The 12,307-nt window shown below is 63.7% G+C and carries 12 protein-coding genes; 11 read left to right on the forward strand and 1 reads right to left on the reverse strand.

Annotated elements, in window-relative coordinates; genetic code table 11:
* The first annotated feature begins 2 nt into the window (after positions 1 to 2).
* From ACU5AX_RS17875 to ACU5AX_RS17895, 5 genes are all read left to right on the forward strand, one after another.
* Positions 3 to 812, forward strand: a complete 810-nt coding sequence (locus ACU5AX_RS17875; RefSeq protein ID WP_332838056.1) for an MbnB/TglH/ChrH family RiPP precursor modification enzyme — start codon at positions 3 to 5, stop codon at positions 810 to 812.
* 1 nt (position 813) lies between these two features.
* A complete protein-coding gene (locus tag ACU5AX_RS17880) occupies positions 814 to 1,509 on the forward strand; it encodes an HvfC/BufC family peptide modification chaperone (RefSeq protein WP_198355609.1) in 696 nt (231 codons plus the stop codon).
* Complete coding sequence (locus tag ACU5AX_RS17885; protein WP_198355610.1) at positions 1,506 to 2,186, forward strand: HvfX family Cu-binding RiPP maturation protein; 681 nt, start codon at positions 1,506 to 1,508, stop codon at positions 2,184 to 2,186. Before ACU5AX_RS17880 ends, ACU5AX_RS17885 begins: the two co-directional genes overlap by 4 nt.
* Positions 2,187 to 2,323: 137 nt before the next feature.
* Positions 2,324 to 3,340 (forward strand): malate dehydrogenase, encoded by a 1,017-nt coding sequence (locus tag ACU5AX_RS17890; protein ID WP_198355611.1) that lies wholly within the window; start codon positions 2,324 to 2,326, stop codon positions 3,338 to 3,340.
* A gap of 299 nt (positions 3,341 to 3,639) precedes the next feature.
* The gene (locus ACU5AX_RS17895) at positions 3,640 to 5,712 is read left to right on the forward strand and encodes a catalase (protein WP_198355612.1); all 2,073 of its coding nucleotides are present in this window, start codon (positions 3,640 to 3,642) and stop codon (positions 5,710 to 5,712) included.
* Positions 5,713 to 5,748: 36 nt separating this feature from the next.
* On the opposite strand, the gene ACU5AX_RS17900 is transcribed toward ACU5AX_RS17895, so the two are convergent.
* Positions 5,749 to 6,465, reverse strand: coding sequence for a recombinase family protein (locus tag ACU5AX_RS17900; protein WP_198355613.1), 717 nt, complete (start codon positions 6,463 to 6,465; stop codon positions 5,749 to 5,751).
* Positions 6,466 to 7,318: 853 nt separating this feature from the next.
* On the opposite strand from ACU5AX_RS17900, the gene ACU5AX_RS17905 reads away from it, so the two are divergent.
* The 6 genes from ACU5AX_RS17905 to ACU5AX_RS17930 all read left to right on the forward strand — a co-directional run bounded on the left by ACU5AX_RS17905 (position 7,319) and on the right by ACU5AX_RS17930 (position 12,240).
* Positions 7,319 to 7,807 (forward strand): helix-turn-helix domain-containing protein, encoded by a 489-nt coding sequence (locus ACU5AX_RS17905; RefSeq protein ID WP_017980767.1) that lies wholly within the window; start codon positions 7,319 to 7,321, stop codon positions 7,805 to 7,807.
* 27 nt (positions 7,808 to 7,834) lie between these two features.
* A complete protein-coding gene (locus ACU5AX_RS17910) occupies positions 7,835 to 8,176 on the forward strand; it encodes a hypothetical protein (protein ID WP_018251166.1) in 342 nt (113 codons plus the stop codon).
* A 22-nt stretch (positions 8,177 to 8,198) separates the two neighbouring features.
* Positions 8,199 to 8,684: a hypothetical protein gene (locus ACU5AX_RS17915; protein WP_018251165.1), complete on the forward strand. Its 486-nt coding sequence runs from the start codon at positions 8,199 to 8,201 to the stop codon at positions 8,682 to 8,684.
* Positions 8,651 to 9,109, forward strand: a complete 459-nt coding sequence (locus tag ACU5AX_RS17920) for a winged helix DNA-binding protein (RefSeq protein ID WP_132884430.1) — start codon at positions 8,651 to 8,653, stop codon at positions 9,107 to 9,109. Before ACU5AX_RS17915 ends, ACU5AX_RS17920 begins: the two co-directional genes overlap by 34 nt.
* 366 nt (positions 9,110 to 9,475) lie before the next feature.
* Positions 9,476 to 10,714: a plasmid replication protein RepC gene (gene repC / locus ACU5AX_RS17925; RefSeq protein ID WP_018251163.1), complete on the forward strand. Its 1,239-nt coding sequence runs from the start codon at positions 9,476 to 9,478 to the stop codon at positions 10,712 to 10,714.
* 569 nt (positions 10,715 to 11,283) lie between these two features.
* Positions 11,284 to 12,240, forward strand: a complete 957-nt coding sequence (locus ACU5AX_RS17930) for a replication initiator protein A (RefSeq protein WP_081614885.1) — start codon at positions 11,284 to 11,286, stop codon at positions 12,238 to 12,240.
* Positions 12,241 to 12,307: the final 67 nt, after the last annotated feature.

Below are 12,307 nucleotides of genomic sequence, written 5' to 3' on the forward strand. Positions count from 1 at the left end.
GCGTGGGCCTTCGTCCGGAACTGGTCGCGCCCTTGTGCGACCAGCCCCGGCGGCGGGACATCGATTTCCTGGAGATCGCGCCGGAGAACTGGCTGGGGATCGGCGGGCGCAAGCGCGACCAGTTGGACCGCCTCGCCGACCTTTATCCGCTGGTGGCGCACGGGCTGAGCCTGTCGATCGCGGATCCGCGACAGCTGAACCGGGATTTCCTCGCCGATGTCCGGCGTTTCCTCGACGATTACGGCATCGCCCTGTACAGCGATCACCTCAGCCTGTCGCGCGACGAGACCGGCTATCTCTACGATCTGCTGCCGGTGCCCCGGCGGGCGTCCAACCTCGATTACCTGGCCGATCGCATCGACCAGGTGCAGGATGCGACCGGGCGCCGGCTCGTGCTGGAGAACATTTCCTATTATCACGGCTTCCCGGACCAGATGCCGGAGGCCGAGTTCGTCTCTGCGCTGGTCGAACGGTCGGGCTGTGGCCTCCTGCTGGACATCAACAACGCTTATGTGAACGCGCACAACCATCACGAGGATGCGCTGGCGTTCGTCACCGCGCTGCCGTCCGATGCGATCGTTTATTACCATATCGCCGGGCATCTGGAGCTGGAGGACGGCACGTTGCTCGACACCCACGGCACGCCGGTCGCCGATGCGGTGACCGCGCTTGGCCGGGCGGTGTGGCAGCATCACGGGGCGCGGCCGCTGCTGCTGGAGCGCGATAATTTCGTACCCTCGCTCGACGAGCTGGCGGAGGAGGTGGCGGCGGTGCAGGCCGCGATGGCGGAGCCGGCTCATGCGCTCGCCTGACGTGGCGGCGCCCGACCGGCTGCTTATCGAGATCGCCGATCTTGCCGGCCGGGCGCGGCGTGATCCCCGCGACCTGTACGGGCAATTGTTGCGCGAGAACGTCGCCGACGCCATCCGCTGCAGTTTCCCCGCCGTGGCACGCATGGCGGGCGAGGTCGTGGTGGCCGCGGCGGCGGATGCCTTCGTCGCCGCGCATCCCGCGAGCCGGCCGCAATTCCACCAGATCGCCACCGAATTCGTGCTGTTCGCGCAAGGGCAGCCGGTGCTGCCGCCCGCGCTGATGCCCCTTGTCGAATATGAATGGGTGTTGCTCCAGGTGGAAATCGACCCGGCGGCGCTGTCGGGCGATGCCGCAGGGAGCACCGACGCGGCTGGGCCGGTCACGGCCAATCCTACGCTGCGCGTGGTCATGCTGCCGTTCGATCCCGCGCTCATCGATGCGAACGACAGCCTCACACCCGCGCGACTGCGTCCGCACGGGGTGTACCGGACGCGCGAGCATCATGTCCTTACCCGCCCGCTGACCGTCAGCGACTGCCTGCTGCTGGATCGCCTGGAGCAGGAAGAGACGATGACATCGCGAGCGCTGGCCGAAGCCGTCGAACCCTCCCTCTCACCGCTGGTGTCCGACTGGGTCGAACAAGGCCTTGCCGACCAGCTTCTTGTTCTCGCCGATCAGAAGGACACTTTCCGATGATGATTTTCCGCTGGCTGGATACCGCGTTCCGCCGTGTCCAGCTGCTCGATTTCCTGCCGCTGCTTGCGATCCGGATCTATCTGCTGCCGATCTTCTACGAAGGTGCCCATGCCAAGCTGACGGGCTTCTCCGCGCTGGTACAATGGTTCGGGGCACCCGCAGCCCAGGGCGGGCTCAACATGCCGGCTCCGCTGCTCATGGCGACGCTGGCCACCGCGACGGAAACGGCCGGGTGCATCTGTCTCGCGCTTGGCCTCTTCACGCGGCTGATCTCGATCCCGCTGATGGTGACCATGACGGTTGCCGGGCTGTCGGTTCATTGGTCGCATGGCTGGGCTGCGATCGCGGGCAAGACGGCGGAGTCGACCCTGCGCTTCCAGGCTTTCATGGAGTGGCTTGCGCAGAACTTCCCTGGCCGCTTCAACTATATCACCAAGCTTGGCGATCCGATCATCCTGAATAATGGGATCGAGTTCACCGTGACCTATGTCATCATGCTGGCCGTCCTGCTCTTCTATGGCGCTGGTCGGTTTCTCAGCCTGGACTATTGGATCGCACGTGGGCGACCACTGCTGTTCGGTTGGTTGCTGCCTGCCTACCATGATGCGGCGCTTGTGCGTCCGACCGGTTCGCCGCCGATGCCACAACCGACGGGCTATCCGGCTCCGGCGATCTAAGCGGGAGAAGAGCCGTCTACATAGGTTGACGCGCCCCCTCCCGAGACAAGACAACCTGACGGCGGAGAGCGGGCCGCCATCCTCGCTCCGCTCCCCCCGCCCTCTTCCTAGCCAAGCTTCACCCAAGGACTTCCGCCATGTCAGCCAAGCCTCCCGTCCACATCGCCATCAGCGGCGCCGCCGGCCAGATCTGCTACGCGCTCCTATTCCGGATCGCGTGTGGCGACCTACTTGGCCCCGACCAGCCGGTCCGGCTTCAGCTCCTCGACCTCGAGCAGGCGCTGCCGGCAGTCTGGGGCGTGGTGATGGAGCTTGAGGACTGCGCTTTCCCGCTGCTCGAAGGGGTGGACGTCACCGCCGATCCGCACGTCGCGTTCGCCGACATCGACGCCGCGTTCCTGGTCGGATCCCGGCCTCGCTCGAAGGGCATGGAACGCCGCGACCTCCTCGCCGCCAATGCCGCCATCTTCCGTACGCAAGGCCAGGCTCTGGACCGGGCCGCGAAGCGGGAAGCCAGGGTGCTGGTTGTCGGCAACCCGGCCAATACCAACGCCTGGGTGCTGGCCGAGCACGCGCCCGGCTTCGCCCGCGACAACATCACTTCGATGATCCGGCTCGACCACAATCGCGCCGCCAGCCAGCTGGCGACACAGGCGAACGTCAACGTGGGCGAGATCGAGCGGCTCGCGGTCTGGGGCAACCATTCGCCCACCATGTATGCCGACTGGACGAACGCCGTCGTCGGCGGCGAGCCCCTGCCCCGCCTGATCGGCGACCCCGACTGGTGCACCGACACGTTGATCCCGCAGGTGGCGCAGCGCGGCACCGCGATCATCGAGGCGCGCGGCGCATCCTCGGCCGCGTCCGCCGCCAATGCCGCGCTCGATCATATGCGGGACTGGCTGCTTGGGTCGGACGGACGATGGGTGTCGATGGGCCTGTCCTCGACCGGCGAGTACGATATTCCGGAGGGGCTGATGTGCGGTGTGCCTGCGATCTGCTCGCCCGGATCGGTCGAGCGAGTGTCCGGGCTTCGGCTCGACGACTTCCAGCATATGATGATCCAGCGCAGCGTCGCCGAACTCGTGCAGGAGCGCGACGCGGTTTCACTTCTCCTCAAGGAACAGTCGGTTTCCAGCGCTGATCGGAGGTAGGCGCATGCAAGACATCGAGGATGAGCGGGCACGTCCTCCACGACGCGAACGCGCGGAGCATCTCCAGTTGGCTACGCTTTATAGGGCAGAGTTCGCTTCTCGTGCTGTTATTCGCCGCGGCAAGCTGAGCATTCTTCCGCCCGACAGCGCCCGTCGGGGACAGTCGGATCAGATAGGTCCTGTCCGCATGGACGCGTGAACAAATCGATGCTCATGCAAAGCGCGGCCGTTATCTGGCTTCGCGAGCAACCCTAAGGATTTGATATCGTTACCCTCTAACAAGCTATTCGAGGTTTCTCATGACGGACGTCCATCAGACTAAATTCGGCAACGGCGGCGAGCCGCACCAGCAGCCGCTCGGTGCGGATGACGTGCTGACTACCAACCACGGCGTTCCCGTGAGCGACAATCAGAACAGCCTGAAAGCCGGAAAGCGGGGTCCGACGCTGCTCGAGGATTTCGTGCTGCGCGAGAAGATCTTTCATTTCGATCACGAGCGTATTCCGGAGCGGATCGTCCACGCGCGAGGGTCGGGTGCCCATGGAGTGTTCGAAGCGACGGACGACATCAGTGACCTCTCACGGGCTGCGGTATTCACCAAGGGTGAGAAGACCGAGGTGTTCGTCCGCTTCTCGACGGTGACGGGTGGAGCCGGTTCGGTGGACACGCCTCGCGACGTTCGCGGCTTCGCGGTCAAGTTCTACACCCGCGAAGGCAATTGGGACCTTGTCGGCAACAACATTCCGGTGTTCTTCATCCAAGACGCGATCAAGTTTCCCGACCTGATCCATTCGGTGAAGATGGAAGCCGATCGCGCCTATCCGCAGGCGGCGACTGCTCATGACACCTTCTGGGACTGGGCGTCGCTGATGCCCGAGACGACCCACATGTTGATGTGGGCGATGTCGGATCGCGTGCTGCCGCGTTCGTTCCGCATGATGGAGGGGTTCGGCGTCCATACCTTCCGGCTCGTCAACGCGGAAGGGCAATCGAGCTTCGTCAAGTTTCATTGGAAACCACGGCTGGGCCTTCAGTCGACGATCTGGGACGAGGCAAACAAGCTCCAGGCGGCGGACAATGATTTTCAGAGGCGCGACCTATGGGAAGCGATCGACACCGGCGCCTTTCCGCAGTGGGATCTGGGCATCCAGGTGTTCGATCAGGCGTTCGCCGAGGCCCAGCCCTACGACGTGCTGGATGCGACCAAGCTGATTCCCGAGGAGGACGTGCCCGTCCGGGTCATCGGTACGCTGACCCTGAACCGCAATCCTGACAATTTCTTCGCCGAGACCGAACAGGTCGCATTCCTGCCGACGAACATCGTGCCGGGGATCGACTTCACCAACGATCCGCTGCTGCAGGGGCGTTTGTTCAGCTATCTGGATACGCAGAAGTCGCGGCTCGGCACGACCAACTTCCATCAGATCCCGATCAATGCGCCGCGGTGTCCCTTTGCGAACTTCCAGCGCGACGGCCTGATGCAGACGCAGGTGCCCAAGGGACGTGCGAATTACGAGCCGAACAGTCTGGCGGAGCATGGCGAGGAGGGCGGCCCGCGCGCGAGCATGGAGCGTGGGTTCGTCACGACCAACGCGGCGACCGGCGCGGACGAGGAGGGCGACAAGCTTCGGGTTCGTGCCGAGTTGTTCGCGGACCACTATAGCCAGGCGCGTCTGTTCTATCGCTCGCAAACAGAAAGCGAGCAGGCGCATATCGCGTCGGCCTATGTCTTCGAGCTGTCGAAGGTGGGTCTGCTCGACAAGGTGCCTGTGCGGATGGTCGCCAATCTGCGCAACGTCGACGAGGACCTGGCGCGCCGGGTCGCTGATGGGCTGGGAATCGATCTTCCCGAGCCCACGCCGGCTGCCCGGCCGACGATCGATATGGCGCCTTCGAATGCGCTGTCGATCCACAAGAACATGAAGCCGCTCCTCGAAGGTCGTGCCGTCGGCATCCTGATCGCCGATGGTACGGATGCTGACGCGCTGGCCAAGCTCGTCGCTGCGATCGAGGCCGAGAAGGGTAAGGCGGTGATCGTCGCGCCGAAGATCGGCACCACTTTGTCCGACGGCAGCAAGCGCAAGGCGGACGGCCAGCTGGCCGGCACCCCAAGCCAGATATTCGATGCTGTCGCAATCCTGGTGAACGAGGAGGGATGCGCTTCGCTACTGAAGCAGGGGCCGGCCATTCAGTTCGTCATGGATGCCTTCGGGCATCTGAAGGCGATCGGCATGACGGGGGCTGCGAGGCCGTTGCTCGAGAAGGCGGGGGTCGAGCCGGACGATGGCGTCGTCGACATCGATCACGCCTTCCTGAACGCGGCGGCAAAGCGCTTCTACGACCGTGAACCGGACGTGCGTCTTCTCGCCTGAAATATTACGGCCCCACGTCTCGCGGCGTGGGGCCGCTTAGCCTTCAACGATTCTCTGCCGTTGATCAAATTGATTAGTGGTCAGTTCGTCCTTTGACGGCGCGTGAATAGAAGACTTCGCCCGGTGCAAAGCTGTCACGCGTTTAACCTGAGCAATACTACATCCCGCTAGCTCGGCAGTACGAGTGATGCTCATGCCAGCATCTCGAAGAGCGATAATGCGACGGTGATGCGCAAGGTCTGGCTTTCGCCCGGTGTACCGCCCTGCCCGCTTCGCGATCTCGATCCCTTCACGCTGCCGCTCCCGGCGCGTCTCGTAATCGTCGCGTGCGGATTGCAGCGCTAAACGCAGTAGCATGTCCTGCACCGCTTCGAGCACAATCCGGGCGACCCCGGCACTGTCAGCCACGAGATCGGTTAAGTCCACGATTCCCGGCACGGCGAGCCGCGCCCCCTTCCCTCTTATTGCGTCGACTAACAGCTCCGCTTCGGCGAGCGGCAGACGGCTGATCCGGTCAATTTTCTCCGCGATCACCACTTCGCCCGGCTGGAGGTCGGCGACCATGCGTAGCAGTTCCGGTCGGTCGGGTCGCGCGCCCGACGCCTTCTCCCGGTAGACCGCCGCCACATAGAAGCCCGAGGCGCGGGCGCCGGCAACGATCGCCTCCTGGCGGGCTAGGTCCTGCTGTTCGGTGCTGACCCGGAGGTAGATGCGTGCCGCCTGGATCACGTTCGGTCTTGAGGTGCCGCTCATCGTTCCCCGGCTCCCATGAGTATGCTCAAGTGAGCCCCTGCCGCCGATACCGGCTCATAACAGCAATTACCGATGTCGCCGAGCCTAGCGAGATTAGCCGGCCCGAAATAGCCACCCTGTCACGTTATAGCCGTTCCGGCAAACACCATGAGCCTCACCGTCGCCTAGCACCCCTCTGCGTCGATCGGCGCCACAAGATTGGGGTGCGTTCAAAGCGCGTCTGTGCCATAGCAGGCAAGCCAAGGAGCGGCTTGAACACCGAACCTGGCCCGCATGTGCGGCCGAACACTGGGTCCCCGACTTTGTCGGGCGGCCCGCGGAATAAAAGACCTTGTCGTCGGCTTGCCGGTGTGGGGAATACGTGGGGCGTGGTTACCAGTGTTCCCGCGTGTTCAACCGTCCCGGCTGCGGCGGACGGTGGGACGCGCTCAATGGCTTTGTCAAAATGGTTACCCGCGCGCTGGCGTCGAGAAGCCGAGACCCTTCAGCGAGACTCGGAACCTCCAATCTCGGCCGAGTTGGATGCCCTGGTGCGCGCGCAAGGCGAGTGCCTGGCTTTCCTTGCCACGATCCTAGAGCGGGAGCGCGTCGTTGCGAGCGGCGATCTTGCGCGCATGCTCGCTGAGTTCGCTTCTATCTCCGCTGCGGAACGGCCGGCAGAAGCGCGGATCCTGTCGCTCTGGGCAACGTACCTCCAGGACGCGTCCGCATCGCTTCGTGACGCATCTGTCCTTCATTAGAAGCACTTGGCCGAGACGGCTGCGAACGAAGCCTTGCATGGGGTGACGCGTGAGTCGAAATTGCCCCTGACCTGGAGTCGAACCGTTCCGAGTTGCGCACCTATGTACCAAGAATGCTGACCACCGATCCCGGTCGTGACCCTACCGCCCCCTTCCCCACCTCCAACGACAGGCTGACGCCCCCGGAGCGGATCGGCCTGTTATCCGAGAGGCAAAAATCCTACCTCCGCCTCGTGCTCCAAAATCGCAGCTCGAAGGAGATTGCGGCGACGACGGGCAGCAGCCACCGTGCTGTCGACAAGCAGTTGTTGAAGGCGAACAATCTCCTCGGCGTGCCGACACGCTTTGACGCAGCACGCCTCCTCGCTGATCACGACGCCGGGGTAGAGCCTTTACCCCCTGCAATCGCCCTACCTTCCGACGAGCCGACTTTCCCGCTTCCTCCTGCCTGGCCGACCGCTAGGGCGGCAGCGAACATGATGACCTGGAAGCAGGTCGCCTCCTGGACCACGATCATCGCGATCGTTGTTCCGCTAGGGCTGACTGCGGCCGGCATGGCCCTCGTGACGCTGCTCCTCCTGCTTGGGCTGAAACCACTTTGACGGGCGCTGTGCGCCCGAGGAGGCGCAATGAACGCACTGACGAACACCAGCCGGATCATCGCCGACGAGCTGCGGAAGGCCGAGCGATCGATCAATCTTGCAGCCCGCGACACCGCCCAGTTTCTCCTAACCACGCTCGACGCGACGGACGCTCATCGGCTCTCCCCTGCGATGGCCCAGCGGACGGTGAAGGCGACTGTGGCGGCGCTCGCTGCACTCGTCGAAGGTCAGGACCAGATGGCGTTGCGGGCCCACCTCTCGATCGAAAAGGCCGGCCGGCAGCTCGGCCTCTCCGAAACGAGTTGGGGCGAGAACCTGCCGAAACCGGCAATCGCGTCGGAAGAGGAAAGGGAGCTGCAGGGGGCCTGAGAAACGGGGGACGGCGAAGCCTGTGACGACCCAGGTTATCCTCGCGGTCGTCTTCAACGTGGTCATGGTGGTCGTGCTGCTTTTCGCCTTGGTGCGGGGCGGCAGACCCGAGCGGCTGGGCGTCTTGATCAACGTCGCGGGCTTCGGCGCAACGATAGCGTTTCGGCTGCTTGCCCCCTCTAGCGCTTGGGTGCCCGCCGAAGGCTGGGTGCTCGCCATCGACGCCGCCGTCGCCGCCGGCTTCTTCTGGCTGGGAACGACGACCACTCGCTTCTGGCCCGTTTGGGCAGCAGGATTCGCTCTGGCTGATCTCTTTATGAGCATCTGCGGAGCGCTGCTGCCGCGCGTGCCGCTCTTTGCCTACCACACCGGCCTCGGCATCTACGCCTATCTGGCACTCGGCGCGCTCGCGCTCGGGACTTTCCGCCTGGCGTCTCATGCCGCGCCCCACATCCGAGATGGGTCGAGACGACAATGGCTACAGCATCTCAAGGAGACGAACTCATAGACGTCGTCGTTCGCCTTCCCCGCAAGGCGATCGAGGACACCCTGCTTACTGCGCAGCGGTCGAGCCAAGAAAGCGACGGGGGGCGTCTCGCTGCGGCGAAGGCGATCCTCTCGGGCCGACGCCGCAGGTTTACACAATTCACCGGTGTTCGGTTCTACGATCCGAGCTGGGACATGATCCTAGAATTATACGTCGCGACGCGTGAACAGCACGTTGTCGCCGTCTCGCAACTCTGCAGCCTGAGTGGCGGATCGACGACGACAGCGCTGCGGCACATCGAGAACATCGAAGCGCTGGGCTATATCAGCCGTGGACCGGACCCGAACGACCGCCGCCGACTGATCGTCACGATGCAGCCTGTACTTGGCGACGCCCTCGATCACTGGCTTGATCTGCAATTGGGCGCAGAACGACTAGGCGTTTGACCGTCACTTACTGCGGCGAGCGCGGCGCGTGCGGTTTCGTGCGGTAAAGCACGAGAATTGGTGCCCCTTTCGTTCGGTAAAGCACGAGTCAGCTGCCTTGAACGCTGCGCCGTTTTCCACGCTTCTGGTTTCGACGCCGGATCAAAGGGAATCGCGGCGGGACAGGGAGCCGGCTGTGACCAAATAAAGAATGCCCGGCACGAGGCCGGGCACCCTGCGGAGATCCGCTACCACACGCCGGCAAGCGTGAGGCCTACTACGACAGTAGCTGTAGGTAGCACCCTCCCCCGCCCCGTTCAAGATCGCGCGCCTCGCGCCACGCTATAGCTTTGTCTGGTGACGGCCTCCCACGGGGAGTGTCGAACGATGTCCTATACCCAAACCGCCTTTACGGGGCGGACCGGAGCCCGCCCGATCTCCGCGCTCACCCGACATATCGAGCGGGAGTTGGCAGCGCGGATGGAGACCGCGGGCGATGTCGATCGCAACGATCTTTACCGCATCCTCGACGGCGCCAAGACGGCCATCGGACTGAGCGCGTCAGCGCTCGAGACGCTGAAGCATCTGATCGGCTACACCCGCCCCGACGATTACAAGGGCGATGCCCGGCCGATCGCGTGGCCGAGCAACTACACGCTGGCTGAGCTCGCCGGTGTCACCGAGAGTGCGATCAAGGCCCGGCTCCGCCAGCTCCGCGCCTTGGCTCTCGTCACGATGCGCGACGCCGCCCACGGTCGTCGTCGTGGACAGAGAAGCGACACGGGCGAGATCATCAGCGCCTATGGGATCGATCTCTCTCCTCTACGCGTCCGCTTTCAGGAGCTGAAAGCCGCAGCAGAGGCTCACAGCGCCTTCTCCCGGATGGACAAACTCGGCCGCCAGGAGATTGCGCGGGTACGTCGCATGGTTGCGCAGGCGCTCGCCCAGGCGGCCGACATGCGCCTGACCGGCTCGCACTGGATCGCGCTTCAGGACGCCATCGAGAAGATCGCCCAGCAAGCCGCAGCTGCGCGCACGAGCCGCGACGCAACGGCCTATGAGGCCGCGATTGCGGGTCTTCCGGCTGTCGAAGCGGAGATCGGCCGCACGATCGACGAGTTCATGTTTGTCGTAGAAACAGACGGCTCAGGGTCAAAATCCTCACCCTTCATACATATACAAACCAACCCCTCTCTCAAATCCGTACAGGCTTTGCGAGATTGTAGTTTTGATCGGGAGGGCGGACATGACGGTGAAGCCGAGCTCCCGGCATCGCCGTCCAAGAGCGACTTCAAGACCTCGCCCCGTGAGCTCGTCGAGATGTTTCCAACCACGGCGATGTACGTAGATCGTGACCGGCCGGGCTGGACCGATCTTCATCGGGCCGCTGCCCGGCTTCGGAACGATCTAGGCATACGAACCGGGACCTGGGTTGATGCGCTCGACCATCTCGGCGCCGATGGGGCGTCGATCGCCGTTATGATCACAGCGGAACGGGACGCTCGCGATGAAATCCGCCTGACGCCGGGCGCCTATTTCGCTGGAATGGTGACCCGCGCTCATCGCGGCGAACTCGATCTGTCGAAGAGCCTCTGGGGCTTCCGCACCAGCCCGGCGCTCCAGTGATCGGGTGGTTGCCCGCCGCTGCGAGCCGCGCCCCTACGACCCTTCCGTGCGGTAAAGCACGAACGTCGCTCGAACCTCGCCCATCGACACGCAGGGCGGCTCGCTCCCTTTCGTGCGCTATTCCACTCCAGATCCTGACGCGGTTCAGAATCCGGTAGGGCGCCGCTACATCGATGCTCTACCGGCTTTCGTGCGCGTTTTCGTCCTCATCACCGTCCGCGGGGCTTGGCTTACGTGCGCTTTCCCGCCTGAAGCTGGCCCGCATTGACCTGTTTGGATGACCTTTCGTGCGGTAACTCACCACATCCGGGCCGCTCACGCGCTACGGACCGGCACTTTCGTGCGGTAAAGCACGAATCAAGGCGGCAGGGCCGAAAGCGAATCGGATCTGATCAGCATTCCAGTCGGCACTCGTCCCTTGAACGGGATCGAGGCGGCAGATCGGTCGAAGATCGGCGCTTAAAGGCTCTAAAGCTCGTGCTTTACCGCACGAAAGCCCGGGAGAATGCGGATCGGGCGTTGCAACGGGGCGCCAATGTTTGTCATCACCTCCCTCGAGGAGTCCCCCGATGGCGCGACCCATGGAGATACAAGGCAACCTGTTTACGCTCGATAGCCCCCTGCTCGGAGAGATTCTGGGCGAACGGACCGTGGCCGAGTTTCCGTTCTTCGCTTTGAAGAAGGCCCGACAGCTCGAACCCATGACGTTTCAGGCCGAAGGCGTGAGCATTGAGGTGTCGTCGGGGAAACACGGGATCGCGACGATCTACGACAAGGAGATCCTGCTCTACGTCGCGAGCATCATGACGGATCTCCTCGACCGGGGTGGCTCGCCTGCGCGAACCATCCGCTTCACCGCGCACGATCTGTTCCGGATCACCGGTTCGAACGCGAGCAAGCGTTCCTACACCTACCTGATCGATGCTCTGCGGCGGCTCAGGAATACCGTTGTCGAAACGAACATTGCGACGGGGGGTGAAACCCAGGAAGACAACTTCTCCTGGCTCGATCACTTTCGCGTAGTCTACGCGGAGGATGTACGCGGCGAGAAGCGCGTCAAATATATCGAGGTGACGGTCTGCGATTGGTTCTATCGCGCCGTGCTTCGCGATCGTCGTCTCGCGGCCTATGATCTCGACTATTTCACGCTGACTCCGATCCAGCGTCGACTTTACGAGATCGCTATGTTCCATTGCCAGCCCGACCAGCCATTTACGCTCGGTCTCGAGGAGGTGGCGCAGCGCATGGGGTGCGGCGCAGCCCGGCTTCGGAATGCGCGCGCGGAGATCACCAAGGTGGCCGAGCAGGACAGCCTGCCGGGCTTCTCGCTGTCGCTGCACAGCGAAAAGGTACCCACCGCTGGGCGGCCTCGCCTGCAGACGTTCGTGACGTTCACGGCCCGGCACGCACAGCGAGCCCGGCCGATCGTTCCGCAGATCGCGACGCTGGCAGGATCGGACGATGTCAGGTCCGACGAGCAGCTCAAGGTGTACGAAGACGTGGAGATGGCGTCCGAGGCGGCCTGACGGAGCTAGCTCTTTGGGCTTCGCTCCAGGCTGACACGCAACCCACTAAACTAGAGGAGAGGGAGGC

The sequence above is a fragment of the Sphingomonas benefaciens genome, from assembly GCF_052907485.1.

What these genes read in the sequence shown, in the direction of transcription:
- ACU5AX_RS17885 (WP_198355610.1), top strand. Translation starts at nt 1,506, where the DNA reads ATGATGATTTTCCGCTGGCTGGATACCGCGTTCCGCCGTGTCCAGCTG.
- ACU5AX_RS17890 (WP_198355611.1), top strand. Translation starts at nt 2,324, where the DNA reads ATGTCAGCCAAGCCTCCCGTCCACATCGCCATCAGCGGCGCCGCCGGC.
- ACU5AX_RS17895 (WP_198355612.1), top strand. Translation starts at nt 3,640, where the DNA reads ATGACGGACGTCCATCAGACTAAATTCGGCAACGGCGGCGAGCCGCAC.
- ACU5AX_RS17900 (WP_198355613.1), bottom strand. Translation starts at nt 6,465, where the DNA reads ATGAGCGGCACCTCAAGACCGAACGTGATCCAGGCGGCACGCATCTAC.
- ACU5AX_RS17905 (WP_017980767.1), top strand. Translation starts at nt 7,319, where the DNA reads ATGCTGACCACCGATCCCGGTCGTGACCCTACCGCCCCCTTCCCCACC.
- ACU5AX_RS17910 (WP_018251166.1), top strand. Translation starts at nt 7,835, where the DNA reads ATGAACGCACTGACGAACACCAGCCGGATCATCGCCGACGAGCTGCGG.
- ACU5AX_RS17920 (WP_132884430.1), top strand. Translation starts at nt 8,651, where the DNA reads ATGGCTACAGCATCTCAAGGAGACGAACTCATAGACGTCGTCGTTCGC.
- repC (WP_018251163.1), top strand. Translation starts at nt 9,476, where the DNA reads ATGTCCTATACCCAAACCGCCTTTACGGGGCGGACCGGAGCCCGCCCG.
- ACU5AX_RS17930 (WP_081614885.1), top strand. Translation starts at nt 11,284, where the DNA reads ATGGCGCGACCCATGGAGATACAAGGCAACCTGTTTACGCTCGATAGC.